Here is an 18,756-nt window from a genome sequence, read left to right as displayed (position 1 = left end):
TTGGGAGGAATCTGCAATGAAAACCATTCTGGTACTTTTCGGCGGCTGCTCCACGGAGTATGCCGTCTCGCTCCAATCGGCCTATGCCGTGGTGAGCCATATGGACCGGGAGGCCTATACGCCCCTGCTGGTGGGCATCACCCGGTCGGGACAGTGGCTGTACTACACCGGCCCTCTGGACCGGATGGAGGCCGACACCTGGCAGCAGGAAAACTGTACCCCCTGCACCCTCTCCCTGGACCGGGGCCGGGGAGCGCTTCTGCTGCTGGACGGTACCGGAACGCGGCTTCATTTTGACGGGGCCTTCCCGGTGCTCCACGGGAAAAACGGGGAGGACGGCACCCTCCAGGGCCTGCTGGAGCTGGCGGGTGTGCCGGTGATCGGCTGCGGCACCCTGTCCAGCGCCCTGTGCATGGACAAGGACCGGGCCCACAAGCTGGCCGCCCTGGCGGGGGTGAAGGTCCCCCGGGGGACGGTGGTGGACCGGAGCTGGCGGGAGGACGACCTCCAGGGAGCGGCCCGGGACCTGGGCTATCCCCTGTTCGTCAAGCCGGTGCGGGCCGGTTCCTCCTTTGGCATCACCCGGGTGACCGGGCCGGAGGCCCTGGTGGGGGCGGTAAAGGAGGCCCTGAAGCACGACCGGGAGGCCCTGCTGGAGGAGGCGGTGCCCGGCTTTGAGGTGGGGTGCGCCGTGCTGGGCAACGAGGAGCTTACGGTGGGGCTGGTGGATGAGATCCAGCTGTCCCAGGGCTTCTTCGACTACGAGGAGAAGTACACCCTTAAGACCTCCGTCATCCACTGTCCCGCCCGCATCAGGCCGGAGCAGGCGGCGGCCATCCAGGCGGCGGCCAAAACCATCTATCGGGCGCTGGACTGCCGGGTGTTTGCCCGGGTGGACCTGTTCCTCACCCCGGAGGGGGAGATCTACTTCAACGAGGTCAACACCATCCCCGGCTTTACCGCCCACAGCCGCTACCCCAATATGATGAAGGGGATCGGCCTGGACTTTTCCGCCCTGGTGAGCCGCCTCATTGCCCTGGGGCTGGAGCCGTGAGGGGGGAGGGGACGGTCCGGGACCTGACCGCCACCGGACCGCTGATTTTGGTCAACGCCGCCCATCCTTTGAGAACTCTGGCCAATCCGGAGCTGGCGGAACTGGAGGGCGGGGTACTGCTGGAGCGCCGGGCGGCGGCGGCCCTGAGGGCCTGCCTCCGGGCGATAGGGGGGACGTCGGGTATCCTCCCCGTGTCCGGCTGGCGCAGCCGGGCGGAGCAGCAGGCCATCTGGGACGACACCCTGGCCAAAGAGGGGCTGGCTTTTACCCAAAGCTATGTGGCCATGCCCGGTTGCAGTGAGCACCAGACTGGTCTGGCCATCGACCTGGGCCGGCGGCAAGAGAACGTGGACTTCATCCGCCCCTACTTTCCCGACCAGGGAGTGTGCCGGGCCTTCCGGCTGGCGGCCCCCCGGTACGGCTTTGTGCTGCGCTATCCCGCCGGGCGGGAAAACGTCACAGGCATCGCCCATGAGCCCTGGCACTTCCGCTATGTGGGCCCCATCCACGGGGAGATCATGGCCCGGCTGGACCTTACCCTGGAGGAGTATCTGGAGGAGCTGCGGAGCCATCCCGCCGGTGGGGCCCCCTTCCGTTTTTCCACGGCGGAGTGGGAGTGCGCGCTTACCTACCTCCCCGGCGGGGTGGGAGAGCCCTTCCGGCTGGCGGGCCAGCAGGGGCTGCTGTGCTCCGGCGACAACTGCGGGGGCGTGGTGGCTGCCTCCTGGCGGAGCACAGGGGGGTGAGGACATGGGAAAGGACAGGCTGATCGACCGGTCCAGAGGGGACGGCCTGGGCTGGTTCTGGCGGCTGTACCGGCTGCGGCGGAACACAAAGCGCCGGCTGGTGCGGAGCCTGTGTACCTACCTGATGTGCCGCAGCGCCCACCGCCACGGGGGCTATGTGGGGCCGGGGGCGGAGTTTGCGTCCCAACCGGTCCTCCCCCACGGCCTCCACGGGGTCTTTATCTCCCGCTACGCGGTGGTGGGGGCAAGGTGCAAAATCTATCAGAATGTGACCATCGGCGAGGTGGACGGAAAGGCTCCGACGATCGGCCCGGACTGCCTCATCGGCGCCGGGGCGGTGCTGGTGGGAGACATCCGGGTGGGGCGGGGTGTCCGCGTCGGTGCGGGGGCGGTGGTCTGTCGGGATATCCCCGACGGCAGCACCGTGGTGGCCCCGCCGCCCCGGATCTTGGACAGGAAGCAGAGGGTATGAAGTACGAGGAAGCGCGCACCGCCCGGGCCTGGCGGGAGGTGGACCTGGAGGCTGTGGTCCACAACGCCGCCTGGCTCCAGGGGCGGATGGGCCCCGGCTGCCGGCTGATGGCGGTGGTCAAGGCGGACGCCTACGGCCACGGGGCCGGGCCGGTGGCCCGATACCTGGAGGAGCAGGGGGTAAAGGCCTTCGCGGTGGCCTGCCTGTCGGAGGGGATCAGCCTGCGGCGGCAGGGAGTAGGGGGCCTGATCCTGGTACTGGGCTACACACCGCCGGAGGAGGCAGAGGAACTGGCCCGGTGGGGGCTGACCCAGTGTGTGGCTGACGAGGCCCACGGCAGAGCCCTGTCGGCGGCGGGGGCGCCCCTGGAGGTCCACCTGGCCCTGGACACCGGGATGCACCGGCTGGGCATCCCGGCGGAGGACCATGGGGCCATTGCCCGCACCCGGGCCCTGCCCAACCTCAAGTTCACCGGCACCTTTTCCCACCTGTGCGTGTCGGACAGCGCCAGGCCGGAGGACCTGGCCTTCACCCAGGCCCAGCTGGACCGGTTTTACGGGGCTGTGGCCCGGATGGCCGCCGCCGGGCTGGACCCGGGGGCAGTCCACATCCAGGCCAGCTACGGTATCCTGAATTTGCCGCACCAGCCCTGCGCCTGGGCCCGGGCGGGCATCGCCCTGTACGGCGTGTACAGCAGGGAGGAGGACCGGCCAAATTCCGACGTTCTGCGTCCCGCCCTGTCCCTGCGGACCAGGGTGGCCGCCCTGCGTACCGTGCCCGCCGGGGAGGGGGCCGGGTACGGCCTGGCCTTCCGGGCCAGGGGGGATACCAAGCTGGCGGTGGTCACCGTGGGCTACGCCGACGGCCTGCCCCGGATGCTGGCTCAGGCGGGCGGGGAAGTGCTGGTCCGGGGGGTGCGCTGCCCCATGGCGGGGCGGATGTGCATGGACCAGCTGCTGGTGGACGTGACCGGCGTACCCCAGACCGCTCCCGGCGACGTGGTTACCCTCATCGGCCGGGACGGCGGGGCGGAGATCCGGGCGGAGGAGGTGGCCGCCCGGTGCGGCACCATCACCAACGAGCTGCTCTCCCGGCTGGGCAGCCGCCTGCCCATCCGATATTGTCCATAAAAAATACCCTCTGCCCTGGGCAGAGGGTATTTTTGCAGTTACAGGAAGAACTCCGGCTGACGGGGGACGCCTGCCTTTTCCGTCAGCATGGCGGTGGTGGCCTGGAGGGCAGGGGCGGGGATGGTCCGGGCCCCACGGGGGCAGAGGGAGACGCAGTGCATACAGGTGATGCACCGCTCCGGGTCGGTCTCCTTGGGGCTGCCCGCCGGAATGGCGCCCACCGGACAGCGGGAGGCGCACAGGCCGCAGGAGATGCAGCTCTCCCCGGCGGCGGGGTGGAAGGGGACCCCCTTCCAGTCCTTGTAGGGGGTGTTTCCCGGCACAGTTACCGGGGCAAGGGGATCGGGTCCGGCCAGCTTGTCCAGCACCGCCCGGCCGAAGCTGGCGGCGGCTTCCAGATCGGCCTGATCCGGACGGCCCTGGGCAATGGTGGGGGCGATGGAGTGCTGGGCCACAAAGGCTGCCGCTCCGATCACCTGAAAGCCGCCCGCCTTCAGGGCGTCGGACAGCTCCAGCAGGGCGTCCTCATAGTCCCGGTTGCCGTACACCGCCACGGCCACCGCGGGGCCGCTGCCGCTGAGGGCGGCCAGCCGCTCCAGGGCCACGGCGGGAATACGCCCGCCGAACACCGGCACGGCGGCCAGCAGCACGGTGTTGCCCGCCACCGGCGTGGACGGCGCGGGGACGGCCAGATCCACCACATGGCCCTGGCCTCCGGTAATGGCCTTGGCGATGGCGGTGGTGCCGCCGGTGGGGCTGAACACGGCAGAAATCCAATGAAGGTCATTCATGATGGGACTCCTCCTCTTTTTTTGCAATAAACTCCTGGGAGAATTTAGCCAGCATATCCTTGGGCAGCACCGAGTCCTCCCGGCTGAGCAGGAACTTCTTGATAATGAAGATCAGGGCCACTGCCGCCACCCCCAGCAGGGTATCCATGGAACTGGAGTGGCTTACCACCAGCTGACGGGCGATGGCAAAGAGCAGCACATCGGTGACCGCCCGGGGGGTGTGGAGAATGAGCATCTTCACAAACTCCAGGCATACCACGATGTTCATGGTATTGGCCAAAAACTCGTCCAGGCTGAATTGCCCCAGGGCCAGATAGTCCAGGGAGTCCTTTCCCGTCAGCACCATCTGTACCACGGTGACCACCAGAATAAACAGGGCAATGATCAGTTCCAGAACCCAGGCGGTTTTCAGAAGGAATTTTACGACGGTTCCTTTCATGGAGGACGCTCCTTTCCGGTGTGCCTTCTGTACAAATTATAACGGATGGGCCATGCGCCGTCAACGCCGGGAGGTATAGGATGGAATAATTCGGGAATTCTATCAAAATGAGATTGACTTGCCGGTCAAACTGTGCTATGATGGCCGCAGTTGAAAAGGGAGTAGTTTAAAGCCATACTGTCAACACCACGGCCGATGAGGCCTGGCGGTATGCACCCCATGGGTAACAAGACTTTTCGACAACTGCCGTGCTATGCCCGGCGGTTGGCGGAGAGTCTTTTTTTATTTGCTCTTCGCCGAAAGTAAACTGTAAGGGAATGAAAGGTATGACAGAGGCTTATTACCGGAAAACCGCCCAGCAGGCGCTGGAGGCCCAGCAAGCCGGGATGTCCGGCCTCAGCGATCAGGAGGCCGGCCGGCGGCGGGAACAGTACGGCCCCAACAAGCTGTCCGAAGGGAAAAAGAAGAGCGCCATCCAGGTCTTTGCCGAGCAATTCAAGGACCTGCTGGTCATCATCCTCATCATCGCGGCCATCATCTCCGCGGTGTCGGAGAACGTGGAGAGCACCATCGTCATCTTTGCTGTGCTCATCCTCAACGCCATTCTGGGCACCGTCCAGTATCTGAAGGCGGAAAAATCACTGGAGAGTCTGAAGGCCATGTCCTCCCCCACCGCCAAGGTACTGCGGGGAGGCGTGCGGGTGGAGATCCCCTCCGCCGACGTGGTGCCCGGCGACATCGTGCTGCTGGAGGCCGGCGACATGGTGGTGGCCGACGGCCGCGTGCTGGAGAACTTCTCCCTCAAGGTCAATGAGTCCTCCCTCACCGGTGAGAGTGAGGGCGTGGACAAGACCGCCGACGTGATTGACGCCGGCCAGGTGGCCCTGGGCGACCAGAAGAACATGGTGTTCTCCGGCTCCCTGGTGACCTACGGCCGTGCCACCGTGCTGGTCACCGGCACCGGCATGAACACCGAGTTGGGCAAGATCGCCGCCCTGATGAACCAGACCCAGCAGCGCAAGACCCCCCTGCAGCAGAGCCTGGACAATTTCTCCGCCAAGCTGGCCATCGTCATCATGGCCATCTGCGCTGTGGTGTTTGCCCTGTCCATCTTCCGCACCCACATGGGAGTGCTGGACTCCCTCATGTTCGCCGTGGCCCTGGCGGTGGCCGCCATCCCCGAGGCCCTCAGCTCCATCGTCACCATCGTGCTGGCTATGGGTACCCAGAAGATGGCCAGGCAGAACGCCATCATCAAGGACCTGAAGGCGGTGGAGAGCCTGGGCTCCGTGTCCGTGATCTGCTCGGATAAGACGGGCACTCTGACCCAGAATAAGATGACTCCCCAGAAGGTGTATGCCGACGGTTCCCTGCTGGAGGGCGACGACCTGGAGCTGGTCAACGACGTGCAGCGGCTGCTCCTCAAGGCAGCCCTGCTGGCCAGCGACGCTACCAACAACGCCGAGACCGGCACCTCCATCGGCGACCCCACCGAGGTAGCCCTGGTGATGCTGGGCGAGAAGTTCGGCATCGACGAGGAGGTTTACCGGTCCCAGCATCCCCGTCTGGGCGAGCTGGCCTTTGACTCCGACCGTAAGCTGATGAGCACCCTCCACGACATCGACGGGACCCCCACCATGTTCACCAAGGGCGCTATCGACGTATTGCTGGACCGGTCCAAGTGGCTCCTCACCCGGCAGGGCAGAGTGGAGATGACCCCCGAGCGCAAGGAGGAGATTGCCCGGGTCAATATGGAGCTGTCCATGGAGGGCCTGCGGGTGCTGGCCTTTGCCTACCGGGAGGTGGACGCGGTCCGGCCCCTCACCCTGGAGGACGAGAACGATTTTACCTTTATCGGCCTCATCTCCATGATCGACCCGCCCCGGCCCGAGGCCATCCAGGCGGTGGCCGACGCCAAGCGGGGCGGCATCCGCACCATCATGATCACCGGCGACCACAAGGTTACCGCCTCCGCCATCGCCCGCCAGCTGGGCATCTTCCAGGACGGGGATGAGGCGGTGTCCGGCCTGGAGCTGGACCAGATGAGCGACGCCGACCTGGATGAGCGGCTGGCCAAGATTTCGGTCTACGCCCGGGTGTCCCCCGAGCACAAGATCCGCATCGTCAACGCCTGGCAGCGCCGGGGCAACATCGTGTCCATGACCGGCGACGGCGTCAATGACGCCCCCGCCCTGAAGAAGGCGGACATCGGTGTGGCCATGGGCATCACCGGCACCGAGGTGTCCAAGGACGCCGCCTCCATGATCCTGGCCGATGATAACTTCGCCACCATTGTCCGGGCGGTGGTCAACGGCCGCAGCGTGTACACCAACATCAAAAACGCCATCCAGTTCCTGCTCAGCGGCAACACCGCCGGCATCTTCTGTGTGCTGTACGCCTCCCTGATGGGGCTGCCGGTGCCCTTCCAGCCGGTGCATCTGCTGTTTATCAACCTGCTCACAGACTCCCTGCCCGCCATTGCCATCGGCATGGAGCCCGCCCGCAAGGGCCTGCTGGACCAGAAGCCCAGAGATCCCAAGGAGCCCATCCTGAACAAGCCCCTGCTCTCCCGCATCGGTGGACAGGGCCTGCTCATCGCCATTGTCACCATGATCGCCTTCTACCTGGGCTACCAGAACGGGGACGCGGCGCTGGCTTCCACCATGGCCTTCTCCACCCTCACCCTGGCCCGGCTGTTCCACGGCTTCAACTGCCGGGGCGCCGAGTCCATCTTCCGGCTGAAGTTTGGCACCAACAAGGCCTCCATCGCCGCCTTCTTTGCCGGCGTGGTGCTGCTGGCTCTGGTGCTCTTCACCCCCGGCCTCACCAGCCTCTTTATGGTCTCTCCCGCCTTCGGCCTGATGAATCTGGGCGAGATGGTGGGCCTGGCCTTCCTGCCTACTCTGGTGATCCAGATCGTCAAGGTCATCGCCGACCTGAAAAAGGGCAAGGACTAATTGCAAAAAAAGGCGCGCCCGCAGGGCGCGCCTTTTTCACGCATAAAACCGGGGCGCGGTGGAAACACCGCGCCCCTTACAGGATCGGAGTTCGTTTGATTCCACTCCTTTCGCCTTTCGCCAGAGGGTGAGCTCACCCGGCACCGGCTTAAAAGGAGATGCAAGAACCAGCGGTCATCCGGTCCAACATCAGTATGCCCCGATGGCGGCCTGAAATACAGGAAAAAAACGGTATAGAACCGGACATAATTGCCCAAACTGGACATAGGATAAAACCGGAAAGCCCGGAGCAAGGAGGAGGATCGTATGCCGGAAGCCACCAAGCGCTTCAGCCTGCGCCGACGGGAGAGCGAGCGGGAGGGGACCCGCCGGGTCCTGCTGGAGGGACTGAGCCAGACCAGGGCCCTCATTGCCCAGGCCTATCAGGGCTTCAACGACGCCTGTGACCCGGATCTCATCGAATCCTATGTCTTTGAGATCAACGCCCTTCAGTCCCGGTACACCTACCTGCTGCGCCAGGTCAAGGAACTGGAGGGCGGGCAGACCGTCCGCACCGGATAAGAGGGGTCCGCCCCGCCGCCAAGGTTCTGGCGCACAGAAAGGAGGTGGCGGCGGTGGAACCGCTGCTCAACGCCCTGCCATGGGTGGCGGGAGGACTGTTTCTGGTGCTGCTGCTGGCAGTGCTGCGTAAGCCCCTGAGCTGGCTGGGCCGTCTGGCGGCCCGGACAGGAGTAGGGCTGGGAGCGCTGTGGGTTTTGCGCTGGGCCGGGGGCATTCTGGGCCTCCAGCTGGGGGTCAACCTGACCAACGCCCTGGTACTGGGGCTTCTGGGGCTGCCGGGGTTCGGCCTGCTGGCGGCCCTGGAGTGGATGCTGGCTGTGTAAGAAAAGGACGCCGCCCGGAGGTGCGGCGTCCTTTTTGCGGAATTATTTATAAATGGGTCCTTTTGTGTTCATAGTTTTTTAAAATTCGTATCGTAAAATAAATAATACTCGATTATAAGGAGTGGACCCATTTGAAAAGACGACTTGCGGCGCTCACCTGCGCCCTGACTTTATGCGCCGGTCTGGCGCTGCCCGCCTCCGCGGCGAATTTTACCGACGTGCCCGCCGGAGCCTGGTATGAATCGGCGGTGAAGGAGTCGGTGGAACAGGGGTGGATGACCGGTGTGTCCGATACCCTGTTTTCTCCCAACGCCACGGTGACCCGCTCTACCGTAGCCATGGTGCTGTGGCGGATGGAGGGGGAGCCCACCCCGGTGTGGCGGGGCCATTTCCCCGATGTGCAGATCAATAGCTGGTACGGCATCGCCGCCGACTGGGCCTGTGAGGCCCGCATCATCAACGGCACCGACAAGGGCACCTTCAGCGACGGCGTGGTGACCCGGCAGGAGCTGGCGGTGATGCTCAGCCGCTATGACACATATAAGGGCCGTACGATGGCGGAGGGCTCCCTGAACCTCTACAGCGACGCCAACCAGGTGGCCTCCTGGGCAAAGGAGGGTATGTCCCATGCCATCGGTATGGGCTGGATGGAGGGAGACGGCGGCAAGCTCTCCCCCAAGAGCACCACCACCCGAGCCCAGCTGGCGGTGATTTTACAGCGGATGAATACCCAGGCCATGGGCTGACCGGCCCCTTACGGCACGGGCAAGAGAAAGGAGAACGCCCAACATGGAGCAAAGCAGTCTGTTCATATCCTATCTGCGGGTGACCCAGCATATGTCCCAGCAGTTTCGCAGCCACTTCGGCCGGCTGGACCTGACCTTCCCCCAGGCCATGGTACTTACTGTACTGGGGGAGGACGGGCCGGTGCCCATCAGCACCCTGGCCGAGCGCACCGGCAGCGCCAACAGCACGGTGTCCGGCATTGTGGACCGGCTGGAGAAGCTGGGGCTGGCCAAGCGCCAGCGCAGCGAGACCGACCGCCGGGTGATCTACGTCAGCGCCACCGAGAAGTACGCCGCCCTGCGGGACAAGGCGGTCACCGATGTGAACAGCTACTTTACCGCCCTGATGGGGAATATGCCGGAGGAGGACCGGAAACTGGTGGCCGCCGCCCTTCAGAAGCTGGACGAGGCGTTGAGCCAGGTGGAGGAAAAGGGAAAATGATCCCTGAGCTGAGAGGAAAGAGTGAGGTGTCCTGCCGTGAGGCGGAATGGTTATGAATCTTACCATGGGCGCAGCCGTGGCCGCACCGCGTTAAAGGTGCTCATCGGCGTTTTGCTGGTGCTTCTGGTGCTGTCGGTGGCGGCGCTGTTTTTCCTGGAGCCGTATATTCACTACTCGGCCGATGGAGTCCGGGTGGAGCTGCCCTTCTTCGGCGGCGGCGAGACGGAGACCGAGCCTGACCCGCCGGCCGGCACCGTTCCCATTCAGATCACCACGCCGGAGCCCACCCCCTCCCCCACGCCGGAGCCGGAGGTGGATTTCCGGGGCGTGCAGCTGCCTGCCGCCGCCCTTACCGACGGTACTGCCCAGACCCAGCTGGAGGCCAACCGCGGCACCGCCGCCATCTTCTCCATGAAGGAGGCGGACGGCACCCTGGGTTATCAGTCCCAGACCACTTTGGGCACCTCCTCCGATCAGGAGGGCATCAATGAGGCCATCCAGACCCTCAACGGAGGGGAGCTGTACACCGTGGCCCGGATCTCCTGTTTCCGGGACAACGCCCTGCCCTGGAACGACCGGGCCCTGGGCATCCACAGCAATTCGGGCAACTGGCGGGACGACGAGAGCGTCCGCTGGAGCAGCCCGGCAGTGGAATCGGTGCGGACCTATGTGGCTCAGGTATGCGGCGAACTGGCCGGGCTGGGCTTTGACGAGCTGCTGCTGGACAACTGCGGCTATCCCACCCGGGGCACCGTCAGCTATATCAAGAGCGACAGCAACTACGATCCCAACACCCTGACCCAGACCATGGAGGCCTTCTTCCAGACGCTGGACCAGACGTTGGCCCAATATCCTGATATAAAGGTATCGGTGGTGACCAGCCTGACGGTGCTGGGCGGCGGCTCCGACGGCAGCGGCCTCACCCTGGACCTGCTCAAGCAGTATGCCGACCGGGTCTATGTCCAGGTGCCCGAGGGAGAGACGGTTCCCACCGTCGAGGGGCTGGAGATTGTGCCCATTGTGACCCAGGGGACGGATACCGGCAGCTGGGCCCTGCTGAGCTGACAAAAAAGCTGCAAAAAAGTTGAAAAATGCTTGACTTTTAAAGATTGCATTGATATACTACTAGAGCCGCTTTGAATGGGAACCCAAGTGACCGACGTGACTGATGTGACGTCACGCTTCGGCCCTCCCCCGACAGCGAGCCCGTAATGAAGGAGTTGAAAACGTAATGCACGCAATCATCGAGACCGGCGGTAAGCAGTATAAGGTGGCTGAGGGCGATACCCTCTTCATCGAGAAGCTGCCCAACGAGGCTGGCGACAACGTGACCTTTGACAAGGTTCTGGCTGTCATCGACGGCGAGAAGATCACCGTGGGCACTCCCGTGGTGGAGGGCGCCAAGGTGGCCGCTTCCGTGGTGAAGAACGGCAAGGGCAAGAAGATCCTGGTCTTCAAGTACAAGCCCAAGAAGGGTTACCGCAAGCGTCAGGGCCATCGTCAGCCCTACACCAAGGTGACCATCGGCGCCATCTCCCTGTAAGATGACTACCGTCTCTTTTCACATGGAGGGGGACCGCATCGTGGGCTTCACTGTGAAGGGCCACAGCGGTTACGCCGAGGCGGGGAGCGACATCGTATGCGCCGCCGTCACCAGTGCCGTCCGCCTGACCGAGTGCGCCGTCAACGACGTGCTGGGCCTGGGGGCGACCGTAAAGGTGAAGGAGCATGACGCATCCATCTCCCTGCGCATCCCCGGCGGGCTGAGCCAGACCAGCGAGAGCACCTGTCAGACCCTTCTGACTGCCCTTATGGTCCACTTTACCAGTCTGCACGAGGAGTATCCCGAAAATATTCTCGTACTGGAGGAGGACTGACCTCTCCGTACGGCGACTTTTTAACACACAAGTTTGGAGGTGTGACACCATGCTGAACATCGGTCTTCAGTTCTTCGCCCATAAAAAGGGCGTGGGCTCCACCCGTAACGGCCGCGATTCCGAGGCCAAGCGTCTGGGCGTGAAGCGGGGCGACGGTCAGTTCGTTCTGGCCGGCAACATCCTGGTCCGCCAGCGGGGCACCCATATCCATCCCGGCGTCAACGTGGGCAAGGGCAGCGACGACACCCTGTTCGCCCTCAAGAGCGGCCGCGTGAAGTTTGAGCGCCTGGGCAAGGACCGCAAGCAGGTCTCTATCGTAACGCTGGAGCAGTAAACTGCGGGGCAGTTTACTGCCCACGGCAGCGCCGTGTAGTACGCCGTATGACGGCGAACACCAGCGTTGCGACAACACGCCCCACAGGCGACGCCTGTAGGAAAGGCGATGCCTTTCCGCCAAAGCAAAGCTTTGGCCAGGCGTGTTATCGCGGAGATCGCCCAGTAATTATGGGTATCATAAGCCTCGGACGGGAACCCGTTCGAGGCTTTTCTATTGGTAAGATGATGGCTGAAAGGCCAGACGAAGGAGGTTTTTATGGCAGCACCCTTTGTAGATACCGCCCGCATCACCGTCAAGGCGGGCAACGGCGGCAACGGCGCGGTGGCCTTCCACCGGGAGAAGTACGTGGCCGCCGGCGGCCCCGACGGCGGCGACGGCGGCCGGGGGGGCAACGTGATCCTGGAGATCAACCCCCATATGTCCACCCTGATGGACTTCCGCTACAAGCGCAAGTATGTGGCGGGCAACGGCATGGACGGCCAGGGCAAGCGCTGCTCCGGCAAGGACGGGGAGGACCTGGTCATCAAGGTGCCCCGGGGCACCGTGGTCCGGGATGCCGAGACCAATGAGATCATCTGCGATATGTCGGAGACCGACCGCTTCGTGCTGGCCAGGGGCGGCAACGGCGGCTGGGGCAACAAGCACTTTGCCACCCCCACCCGTCAGGTGCCCCGCTTCGCCAAGGCGGGCCTGCCCGGTCAGGACCGGCAGGTCATCCTGGAGCTGAAGCTGCTGGCCGACGTGGGCCTGGTGGGCTTCCCCAACGTGGGCAAGTCCACCCTCCTCTCCGTGGTGTCCAAGGCCCGGCCCAAGATCGCCAACTACCACTTTACCACCCTCTTCCCCAACCTGGGCGTGGTCTATGTGGACGAGGGCGTGTCCTTCGTGCTGGCCGACATCCCCGGCATCATCGAGGGCGCCTCCGACGGCGCCGGTCTGGGCCACGACTTTTTGCGGCACATCGACCGCTGCCGGCTGCTCATCCACGTGGTGGATGTGTCCGGCTGCGAGGGCCGTGACCCGGTGGAGGATTTTAAGGCCATCCAGGAGGAGCTGAAACAGTACGGCCCCGATCTGGCCTCCCGGCCCATGATCGTGGCGGGCAACAAGGTGGATATCGCCAACCACCGCACCGGTCTGGAGGCCCTGAAGGCCTATGTGGAGGGGCTGGGTATGCCCTTCTATGAGATCTCCGCCGCCGCCCAGCTGGGCACCCGGGAGCTGATGTTTGCCGCCGCCCGGGAGCTGGAGCACCTGCCCCCCATTACGGTGTACGAGCCCACCTATGTGGAGCGGCCCCCGGAGGTGGATACCTCCGAGCCCCTCAACATCATCCACGAGGACGATACCTGGATCGTGGAGGGCCCCTGGCTTCAGCGGCTCATGGCCAACGTCAACTTCGGCGACTACGAGTCCCGCAACTGGTTCGACAAGATGCTCCGTCAGTCCGGCCTCTTCGACCGGCTGGAGGAGATGGGCATCAAGGATGGGGATATCGTGTCCCTGTACAACCTGGAGTTCGAGTACCAGCGCTGAACAAAATACCGGGCTGCCGAAACGGCAGCCCGGTATCTTTGCTTATCTCAGGAAAAAGAACCAGTACACCCACCCGCCCAGGGCGGCCTGGGCCACGAGGATGGCGGGTAGGCCCCACTTGAAGTACCAGTGGCGGGTCTTATGGTGGAAGGCGTACATACCCAGAATGGCTCCGGGGGAGCCACCCACCAGGGCGATGAGGAAAAAGGCCTTTTCCGGTACCCGCCAGCGGTGCTTTTTAGCCTTCCGTTTGTCCACACCCATGAGGATAAAGTCCAGGATGCTCCAGAAGAGTATCCACAGCGCGATCCACTTCAGCATGAGGCAAACTCCTCTCCGGCGCCCAGGGCGGACACGAAGCCGCCCCGGGTCTTGGTGGTGTCGTACCACAGGTGCAGGTCCATAGTGAAGGCCTCGCCGTTGTCCACAATGGAGGCGGTGTCGCCGTCCAGCCCAATGAGGGTCACCCAGTGCCACCGGTGGAGCTGTTTGACCTTGCCGTTGTCCAGGTTGAGAAAGGCCACCGGACAGTCCGCCTCCAGACTGGCGGTCACAAAGGAACGCAGCTGTTCCCAGGGGGGGCGCTTGGTGCGGGGGGTGGGGAAGGCAAAGAGGGAGGGGGCCAGAGGTACCCCCACGGCTTTGCCGTAGTCCGTCATGCCCTCCACCATGTACTCCGGCCGGTTGAGGCCGTGGCTCCGGGGGGTGATATACTCCCACACCCGGCACATATGCTCCAGAAAGCCCGCCCGGTCTGTCCCCATTTTGGCTCGCAATGGGGAAAACTCGGGCCGCTGCTGGGCAAGATAGTGGAAGATGAGGGCGGCGGTGTTGGGGCCGCACCCCGCCCGCTGCTGCCAGAGATCGGGGAACCAGTCCTGATCCGCCCCGTGGGTCACGGTGCCGTCGGGGCCGGTCAGATCCAGCCGCTCCGGGTGAAGAATGAATGTGGGCATCCGCCCACCCCCCTTTTTGTAATGGTTATGACCAGTATAGCATTCCTGTCAAGGCGGCGGCAGTTGCCAGGGGAGAAAAACTGTGTTATCCTGTAGAGAACAACAGGAGGAAGGATATGACCAAGACCGAACTGCTGAATAAGCTGGCCCGGGACGGGGAGGAGCGGCTGCTGCTGGCCCGGGCTATGGATAAGTTGGAGCTGGCCCGTACCCGGTCGGTGCCCGGCCATACCGGCTTTTTATCCCCACAGGAGCGGGCCAGTGTGGAAAACCTGCTCAATGCCTGCGGCCATCCCCGGCACCTGTTCTACGGCGGGTTTGAGGGGGCGGAGCGGACGGTGTGCGCCTTCCTCCCCGACTGGCAGGAGGAGGACGTATGGCTGGACAGCGACTGCCCCATCAAGGCCGTCCGCTGCACCTGGTCCAATGGTACTCTAAGCCACCGGGATTTTCTGGGTTCCATTCTGGGCCTGGGGCTGGACCGGGAGAAGATCGGGGACCTGCTGGTGGGGGACGGGGAGTGCCACATCCTGGCCCTGGAGGACGTGGCCGACTTTCTGGCCATGAATCTGGACCAGGCCGGGCGGGTGCGCCTCAAGACAACCCCCATGGAGCTGGCCGACCTGAAGCCCCCCGAGGTGAAGGTGAAGCCCATCCGGGACACCGTCAGTTCCCTGCGGCTGGACGCGGTGGCCGCCTCCGGATTTTCCCTGTCCCGGGGCAAGGCGGCCGATCTCATTGCCTCGGGAAAGTTCCAGCTCAACCACCGGGAGTGCCTCAAGCCCGACCGCACCGTGGCGGCGGGAGACGTGATGAGCTGCCGGGGCCTGGGCAAATGTGTCCTGAAAGAGGTGGGCGGCCCGTCCAAAAAGGGGCGAATTATGATTTTATTGGAGCGATATGTATAATGGATGACAAAAAGATTGCCCGTATCAACGAGCTGGCCAAGAAGGCCAAGAGCGAGGAGGGCCTGACCCCCGAAGAGATGGTGGAGCGGGACCTGCTGCGGCAGGAGTACATTGCCGCCTACCGGAACAATCTGGTGGCCCAGCTGGAGAACACCTATATTGTGGAGCCCGACGGCACCAAGCACAAGCTGGGCAAGAAGCCCTGAAAAAACCGCCTGCCAGAACGGCAGGCGTTTTTCTTTGGCTGAAAGGCCGATCTTACTTGTCTTTGGAGAGCAGCCGTTTGTAGGTGAAGTCGATGGCGAAAGCGCCCAGGGGGGCGGTGACCAGGATGGCAATGACCGCCACGGTGAGCACAATCTGCCCGCACCCCAGGCCCATGGCCAGAGGCACGCCGCCGATGGCGGCCTGGACGGTGGCCTTGGGCAGATAGGCCAGCACCGCAAAGACCCGCTCCTTTTTGTTGAGGCGGCTGCCCGCCATACACAGCAGCACGCCCAGGGCCCGGAAGCACAGCACCCCCAGCACCGTGGCCACGGCGGCCAGACCGGCGGCTGCGGCATAGGGCAGGTTGACCTCGGCGCCCACCAGCACGAAGAGCATGATCTCGGCCCCCACCCACAGCTTGCCGAACTTGGCGGTGAGCCGCTGGGCCACCACCAGCCGCCAGCGCCGCAGGCCCAGACCGGCCCCCAGCACTGCCAGCAGGCCGGAGAAGGGCACCCAGGCTTCCACCGCATCCTCCAGGGCCACCAGCAGGAAGGCCAGGGAGAGCAGAATGACCACCTTCACCGAGTCCCGCATATGGAACCGGGCAAAGAACTTTGCCAGCACAAAGCCGATGAGCAGGCCGAAGGCCGCACCCAGTACAATGGACACCGGCACCCCGGCCAGGGCGGCGGGGGAGAAGGAGCCCCCCTGGGCCATGCCGGTGAAGGAGGTAAAGAGGACGATGACGAACACGTCGTCCACCGAGGCCCCTGCCAGCACCATCTGGGGAATGCCCTTGGCGGTGCCGTAGCCCTCCTCCATCAGTTTGAGCATCCGGGGCACAATGACGGCGGGGGAGACCGCCCCCACCACCGCGCCCATGATGGCGGCGTCCAGGGTGCTCACCTCCAGCAGCCGGGGGGCCAGTACCACCATGCCCAGCACCTCAAAGGCGGCGGGCAGGAAGCACATGAGGATGGCGGGCCGTCCCGCCCGGCGCAGATCCTCCACATCCAGGCTCAGTCCCGCCCGGGTGAGGATAATGACCAGGGCCAGCTGCCGCAGGTCGGCGGAAATCCCCAGCAGGGAGGGGGAGAGCAGATTGAGGACACAGGGCCCCAGCAGAATGCCCGCCAGCAGCATACCCACCAGGGAGGGCAGCCGCAGCCTGGTGGCCAGGGTGCCCAGGGCCAGGCCCAGCAGCAGCACAAAGCCTAAACTTGTTAACATACACACATCATCCCTTCCAGAGGGCACAAAAAAAGCCAATGCCCCCTGCAACAAATTGCAGAAGTCATCAGCCAAACGGCGGTTCGGGCAAATGCCCCGGGCGGACCTCATCCCCGTATTTCGGTGGCAGTATACCACAGGCTGATCCCCTTGTCAACTGTGGGAAAAGGGAGTATGATAATGCGTACAGAGCAAAACCGAACGCACAGCAGGCCAAGGCGTTCGGTTTTGCGGCGCAAGGGGCTTGTGCGATACTGCCCCAATCCCTTGCGCCGTTCGCCGGGACGTGTTTCGTTCCGGCGAACATACTCATTGTCACAATGTCGCAATTTCACAAAACAGCGAAGTACGCCGTTTTGTGAAATTGCGCGGCCCTGCCGCGCCAATCAACCGCGTTGCGGTTGATTCAGCAGACATTATGATGAAAAAACAAGACCACAGGAGGCCTTTATGATCTTCGATACCCACGCCCATTACTATGACGACGCCTTTGACGCCGACCGGGACGCCCTGCTGGCCCAGCTGCCGGACAAGGGGGTGGACCTGGTGGTGTGCCCCGGCTGTGACCTGGAGTCCTCCCGGCAGTCCATGGCCCTGGCGGAGCGCTACGACTATCTCTACTTTGCCGCCGGGTTCCATCCGGAGAACCTGGAGGGCGTGACTATGTCCCAGCTGGATGAGATCCGTGCCCTGTGCGCCCACAGGAAATGTGTGGCGGTGGGGGAGATCGGCCTGGACTACTACTGGGTCAAGACCCCTGAGGACCGGGCCAACTCCCGGGACTTTTTTGACGCCCAGCTCTCCCTGGCGGAGGAGCTGTACCTGCCCGCCATTGTCCACGACCGGGACGCCCACAAGGACTGCGTGGACATGGTCCGTGCCCATCCCAACGCCCGGGGCGTGTTCCACTGCTACGCCGGCAGCATGGAGGACGCCAAGGTGCTGGTGGACAAGGGGTGGATGCTCTCCTTCACCGGCAATATCACCTTCAAGAACGCCCGCCGGGCCCCTGAGGTGATAAGCTGGCTGCCCATGGACCGGATCATGCTGGAGACCGACGCCCCCTACATGGCCCCCGAGCCCTACCGGGGCCGCCGGTGCGACTCCTCCCTCATCCCCCTGATGGCCCAGACGGTGGCCCAGCTGAAGGGACTGACCACAGAAGAAGTATTACAGATTACCCTGGAGAATGGAAAACGGTTTTTCGGCCTGTGAGTAAGGAGGTATTTTTATGGAGACCATTTCCTATGAGTACGAAGGCGCCCTCTATGTGAACCTGACCAACCGGTGCGACTGCCGGTGCGTGTTCTGCCTGCGACACAACGGCCATAAGGGCTCCATCTACGCTGACGATCTGTGGCTGGACCACGAGCCCACCCGGCAGGAGGCCCTGGACGACCTGCTGGCCCGGGACTACTCCAAGTACCGGGAGCTGGTGTTCTGCGGCTTCGGCGAGCCCATGTACCGCACCGACGACATCCTGTGGCTGGTGGACCAGCTGAAGGAGAAGGTGCCCAACCTGCCTCCCATCCGCATCAATACCAATGGCCACGCCAACCTGATCCTGGGCCGGGACGTGACGCCGGAGCTGTCCGGCCGCATCGACACCGTATCCATCTCTCTCAACGGCTCCACGGCGGAGGAGTACTGCGCCGTCACCCAGCCCAGGGACGGGGTCAAGGCCTGGGAGGCCATGCTGGACTTCGCCAGGAAGGCCAAGGCCCATGTGCCCCATGTGGTGATGACCATCGTGGACAAGGACAAGACCCAGGCGGAGATCGACCGCTGCCGGGCCATCACGGAGGAGCTGGGAGTCACCCTCCGCATCCGGGCCTATATCGAGGATTAAAAACAGCTGGGGCGCTGCAACAGCAGCGCCCCAGTTTGTTTTGGTGGTACCAAAGACAACCCCCGGCTAAGCCGGGGGTAAAAAATAGCTTAAAGCGAGGAGAAGAGTAGAAAAAGAAAAAACTCCCTGATAAGGTAGAAGTGGTTTGCCGAC

23 protein-coding genes and 1 riboswitch are annotated in these 18,756 nt (G+C 63.8%); of the genes, 18 read left to right on the top strand and 5 right to left on the bottom strand.

Translation table 11 applies throughout. The annotated features are described in order from the left end of the window. The first annotated feature begins 16 nt into the window (after nucleotides 1-16). From vanG to vanT, 4 genes are read left to right on the top strand one after another with little or no spacing between them, the layout of a single operon-like run. Nucleotides 17-1,054, top strand: coding sequence for a D-alanine--D-serine ligase VanG (gene vanG / locus B5G06_RS09735; protein ID WP_087188885.1), 1,038 nt, complete (start codon nucleotides 17-19; stop codon nucleotides 1,052-1,054). Further along, complete coding sequence (locus tag B5G06_RS09730; RefSeq protein WP_242955439.1) at nucleotides 1,051-1,800, top strand: D-alanyl-D-alanine carboxypeptidase family protein; 750 nt, start codon at nucleotides 1,051-1,053, stop codon at nucleotides 1,798-1,800. Before vanG ends, B5G06_RS09730 begins: the two co-directional genes overlap by 4 nt. Before the next feature lie 4 nt (nucleotides 1,801-1,804). Continuing rightward, nucleotides 1,805-2,272 carry a serine acetyltransferase gene (locus B5G06_RS09725; RefSeq protein WP_087188884.1) on the top strand — a complete coding sequence of 156 codons (468 nt, stop codon included), beginning with the start codon at nucleotides 1,805-1,807 and terminating at the stop codon, nucleotides 2,270-2,272. Continuing rightward, nucleotides 2,269-3,402 (top strand): serine racemase VanT catalytic subunit, encoded by a 1,134-nt coding sequence (gene vanT, locus B5G06_RS09720; protein ID WP_087188883.1) that lies wholly within the window; start codon nucleotides 2,269-2,271, stop codon nucleotides 3,400-3,402. Before B5G06_RS09725 ends, vanT begins: the two co-directional genes overlap by 4 nt. A gap of 38 nt (nucleotides 3,403-3,440) precedes the next feature. On the opposite strand, the gene B5G06_RS09715 is transcribed toward vanT, so the two are convergent. After that, nucleotides 3,441-4,193: a 4Fe-4S binding protein gene (locus tag B5G06_RS09715; RefSeq protein WP_087188882.1), complete on the bottom strand. Its 753-nt coding sequence runs from the start codon at nucleotides 4,191-4,193 to the stop codon at nucleotides 3,441-3,443. Beyond that, a complete protein-coding gene (locus B5G06_RS09710) occupies nucleotides 4,186-4,632 on the bottom strand; it encodes a hypothetical protein (protein ID WP_204220797.1) in 447 nt (148 codons plus the stop codon). Before B5G06_RS09710 ends, B5G06_RS09715 begins: the two co-directional genes overlap by 8 nt. A 326-nt stretch (nucleotides 4,633-4,958) precedes the next feature. Between B5G06_RS09710 and B5G06_RS09705 the strand changes: the two genes are divergently transcribed. The 10 genes from B5G06_RS09705 (at nucleotide 4,959) to obgE (ending at nucleotide 13,450) form a co-directional block, all read left to right on the top strand. Beyond that, complete coding sequence (locus B5G06_RS09705) at nucleotides 4,959-7,589, top strand: cation-translocating P-type ATPase (RefSeq protein WP_087188881.1); 2,631 nt, start codon at nucleotides 4,959-4,961, stop codon at nucleotides 7,587-7,589. A 306-nt stretch (nucleotides 7,590-7,895) separates the two neighbouring features. Then, a complete protein-coding gene (locus B5G06_RS09700; RefSeq protein ID WP_087188880.1) occupies nucleotides 7,896-8,150 on the top strand; it encodes a DUF2508 family protein in 255 nt (84 codons plus the stop codon). Between the two features lie 53 nt (nucleotides 8,151-8,203). Beyond that, nucleotides 8,204-8,473, top strand: a complete 270-nt coding sequence (locus B5G06_RS09695; protein ID WP_087188879.1) for a pro-sigmaK processing inhibitor BofA family protein — start codon at nucleotides 8,204-8,206, stop codon at nucleotides 8,471-8,473. Between the two features lie 131 nt (nucleotides 8,474-8,604). After that, nucleotides 8,605-9,219: an S-layer homology domain-containing protein gene (locus B5G06_RS09690; RefSeq protein ID WP_087188878.1), complete on the top strand. Its 615-nt coding sequence runs from the start codon at nucleotides 8,605-8,607 to the stop codon at nucleotides 9,217-9,219. A 43-nt stretch (nucleotides 9,220-9,262) separates the two neighbouring features. Continuing rightward, nucleotides 9,263-9,700 carry a MarR family winged helix-turn-helix transcriptional regulator gene (locus B5G06_RS09685; protein WP_087188877.1) on the top strand — a complete coding sequence of 146 codons (438 nt, stop codon included), beginning with the start codon at nucleotides 9,263-9,265 and terminating at the stop codon, nucleotides 9,698-9,700. A 36-nt stretch (nucleotides 9,701-9,736) separates the two neighbouring features. Continuing rightward, nucleotides 9,737-10,765, top strand: coding sequence for a putative glycoside hydrolase (locus B5G06_RS09680; RefSeq protein ID WP_087188876.1), 1,029 nt, complete (start codon nucleotides 9,737-9,739; stop codon nucleotides 10,763-10,765). 166 nt (nucleotides 10,766-10,931) lie between these two features. After that, nucleotides 10,932-11,243 (top strand): 50S ribosomal protein L21, encoded by a 312-nt coding sequence (gene rplU, locus B5G06_RS09675; protein WP_087188875.1) that lies wholly within the window; start codon nucleotides 10,932-10,934, stop codon nucleotides 11,241-11,243. Nucleotide 11,244: 1 nt separating this feature from the next. After that, nucleotides 11,245-11,577, top strand: coding sequence for a ribosomal-processing cysteine protease Prp (locus B5G06_RS09670; RefSeq protein ID WP_087188874.1), 333 nt, complete (start codon nucleotides 11,245-11,247; stop codon nucleotides 11,575-11,577). Between the two features lie 49 nt (nucleotides 11,578-11,626). Further along, nucleotides 11,627-11,911 carry a 50S ribosomal protein L27 gene (gene rpmA / locus B5G06_RS09665; protein ID WP_087188873.1) on the top strand — a complete coding sequence of 95 codons (285 nt, stop codon included), beginning with the start codon at nucleotides 11,627-11,629 and terminating at the stop codon, nucleotides 11,909-11,911. Between the two features lie 258 nt (nucleotides 11,912-12,169). Beyond that, nucleotides 12,170-13,450, top strand: coding sequence for a GTPase ObgE (gene obgE / locus B5G06_RS09660; protein ID WP_087188872.1), 1,281 nt, complete (start codon nucleotides 12,170-12,172; stop codon nucleotides 13,448-13,450). Nucleotides 13,451-13,492: 42 nt separating this feature from the next. Here obgE and B5G06_RS09655 read toward each other — a convergent pair whose 3' ends face one another. Then, nucleotides 13,493-13,771, bottom strand: a complete 279-nt coding sequence (locus B5G06_RS09655) for a DUF1294 domain-containing protein (protein ID WP_343286361.1) — start codon at nucleotides 13,769-13,771, stop codon at nucleotides 13,493-13,495. Beyond that, on the bottom strand, nucleotides 13,765-14,406 hold the full coding sequence (locus B5G06_RS09650; RefSeq protein ID WP_242955437.1) for a hypothetical protein: 642 nt from the start codon (nucleotides 14,404-14,406) through the stop codon (nucleotides 13,765-13,767). Before B5G06_RS09650 ends, B5G06_RS09655 begins: the two co-directional genes overlap by 7 nt. A 116-nt stretch (nucleotides 14,407-14,522) precedes the next feature. Here B5G06_RS09650 and B5G06_RS09645 point away from each other — a divergent pair, with 116 nt between their 5' ends. Further along, nucleotides 14,523-15,314 carry an RNA-binding protein gene (locus B5G06_RS09645; RefSeq protein ID WP_087188871.1) on the top strand — a complete coding sequence of 264 codons (792 nt, stop codon included), beginning with the start codon at nucleotides 14,523-14,525 and terminating at the stop codon, nucleotides 15,312-15,314. Continuing rightward, on the top strand, nucleotides 15,314-15,520 hold the full coding sequence (locus B5G06_RS09640; protein WP_087188870.1) for a DUF896 domain-containing protein: 207 nt from the start codon (nucleotides 15,314-15,316) through the stop codon (nucleotides 15,518-15,520). The genes B5G06_RS09645 and B5G06_RS09640 overlap by 1 nt, the downstream gene beginning before the upstream one ends. 52 nt (nucleotides 15,521-15,572) lie before the next feature. On the opposite strand, the gene B5G06_RS09635 is transcribed toward B5G06_RS09640, so the two are convergent. Further along, complete coding sequence (locus B5G06_RS09635) at nucleotides 15,573-16,754, bottom strand: cation:proton antiporter (RefSeq protein WP_087188869.1); 1,182 nt, start codon at nucleotides 16,752-16,754, stop codon at nucleotides 15,573-15,575. A gap of 51 nt (nucleotides 16,755-16,805) precedes the next feature. Next, nucleotides 16,806-16,878: riboswitch (Fluoride riboswitch) on the bottom strand. 326 nt (nucleotides 16,879-17,204) lie between these two features. On the opposite strand from B5G06_RS09635, the gene B5G06_RS09630 reads away from it, so the two are divergent. Next, nucleotides 17,205-17,969: a TatD family hydrolase gene (locus B5G06_RS09630; protein WP_087188868.1), complete on the top strand. Its 765-nt coding sequence runs from the start codon at nucleotides 17,205-17,207 to the stop codon at nucleotides 17,967-17,969. 16 nt (nucleotides 17,970-17,985) lie between these two features. Then, on the top strand, nucleotides 17,986-18,603 hold the full coding sequence (locus B5G06_RS09625; RefSeq protein WP_087188867.1) for a TatD family nuclease-associated radical SAM protein: 618 nt from the start codon (nucleotides 17,986-17,988) through the stop codon (nucleotides 18,601-18,603). The last annotated feature ends 153 nt before the right edge of the window (nucleotides 18,604-18,756 follow it).

Source organism: Flavonifractor sp. An52 (assembly GCF_002159385.1).
GTDB classification, from domain to species: Bacteria; Bacillota; Clostridia; order Oscillospirales; family Oscillospiraceae; genus Flavonifractor; species Flavonifractor avicola.
This window is presented reverse-complemented; position numbering and strand designations above follow the sequence as displayed.

Bases quoted from the DNA above. Each gene is read 5' to 3' on its own strand.
- vanG (WP_087188885.1), top strand. From the start codon at position 17: ATGAAAACCATTCTGGTACTTTTCGGCGGCTGCTCCACGGAGTATGCC.
- B5G06_RS09725 (WP_087188884.1), top strand. From the start codon at position 1,805: ATGGGAAAGGACAGGCTGATCGACCGGTCCAGAGGGGACGGCCTGGGC.
- vanT (WP_087188883.1), top strand. From the start codon at position 2,269: ATGAAGTACGAGGAAGCGCGCACCGCCCGGGCCTGGCGGGAGGTGGAC.
- B5G06_RS09715 (WP_087188882.1), bottom strand. From the start codon at position 4,193: ATGAATGACCTTCATTGGATTTCTGCCGTGTTCAGCCCCACCGGCGGC.
- B5G06_RS09710 (WP_204220797.1), bottom strand. From the start codon at position 4,632: ATGAAAGGAACCGTCGTAAAATTCCTTCTGAAAACCGCCTGGGTTCTG.
- B5G06_RS09705 (WP_087188881.1), top strand. From the start codon at position 4,959: ATGACAGAGGCTTATTACCGGAAAACCGCCCAGCAGGCGCTGGAGGCC.
- B5G06_RS09700 (WP_087188880.1), top strand. From the start codon at position 7,896: ATGCCGGAAGCCACCAAGCGCTTCAGCCTGCGCCGACGGGAGAGCGAG.
- B5G06_RS09685 (WP_087188877.1), top strand. From the start codon at position 9,263: ATGGAGCAAAGCAGTCTGTTCATATCCTATCTGCGGGTGACCCAGCAT.
- rplU (WP_087188875.1), top strand. From the start codon at position 10,932: ATGCACGCAATCATCGAGACCGGCGGTAAGCAGTATAAGGTGGCTGAG.
- B5G06_RS09670 (WP_087188874.1), top strand. From the start codon at position 11,245: ATGACTACCGTCTCTTTTCACATGGAGGGGGACCGCATCGTGGGCTTC.
- rpmA (WP_087188873.1), top strand. From the start codon at position 11,627: ATGCTGAACATCGGTCTTCAGTTCTTCGCCCATAAAAAGGGCGTGGGC.
- obgE (WP_087188872.1), top strand. From the start codon at position 12,170: ATGGCAGCACCCTTTGTAGATACCGCCCGCATCACCGTCAAGGCGGGC.
- B5G06_RS09655 (WP_343286361.1), bottom strand. From the start codon at position 13,771: ATGCTGAAGTGGATCGCGCTGTGGATACTCTTCTGGAGCATCCTGGAC.
- B5G06_RS09650 (WP_242955437.1), bottom strand. From the start codon at position 14,406: ATGCCCACATTCATTCTTCACCCGGAGCGGCTGGATCTGACCGGCCCC.
- B5G06_RS09645 (WP_087188871.1), top strand. From the start codon at position 14,523: ATGACCAAGACCGAACTGCTGAATAAGCTGGCCCGGGACGGGGAGGAG.
- B5G06_RS09640 (WP_087188870.1), top strand. From the start codon at position 15,314: ATGGATGACAAAAAGATTGCCCGTATCAACGAGCTGGCCAAGAAGGCC.
- B5G06_RS09635 (WP_087188869.1), bottom strand. From the start codon at position 16,754: ATGTTAACAAGTTTAGGCTTTGTGCTGCTGCTGGGCCTGGCCCTGGGC.
- B5G06_RS09630 (WP_087188868.1), top strand. From the start codon at position 17,205: ATGATCTTCGATACCCACGCCCATTACTATGACGACGCCTTTGACGCC.
- B5G06_RS09625 (WP_087188867.1), top strand. From the start codon at position 17,986: ATGGAGACCATTTCCTATGAGTACGAAGGCGCCCTCTATGTGAACCTG.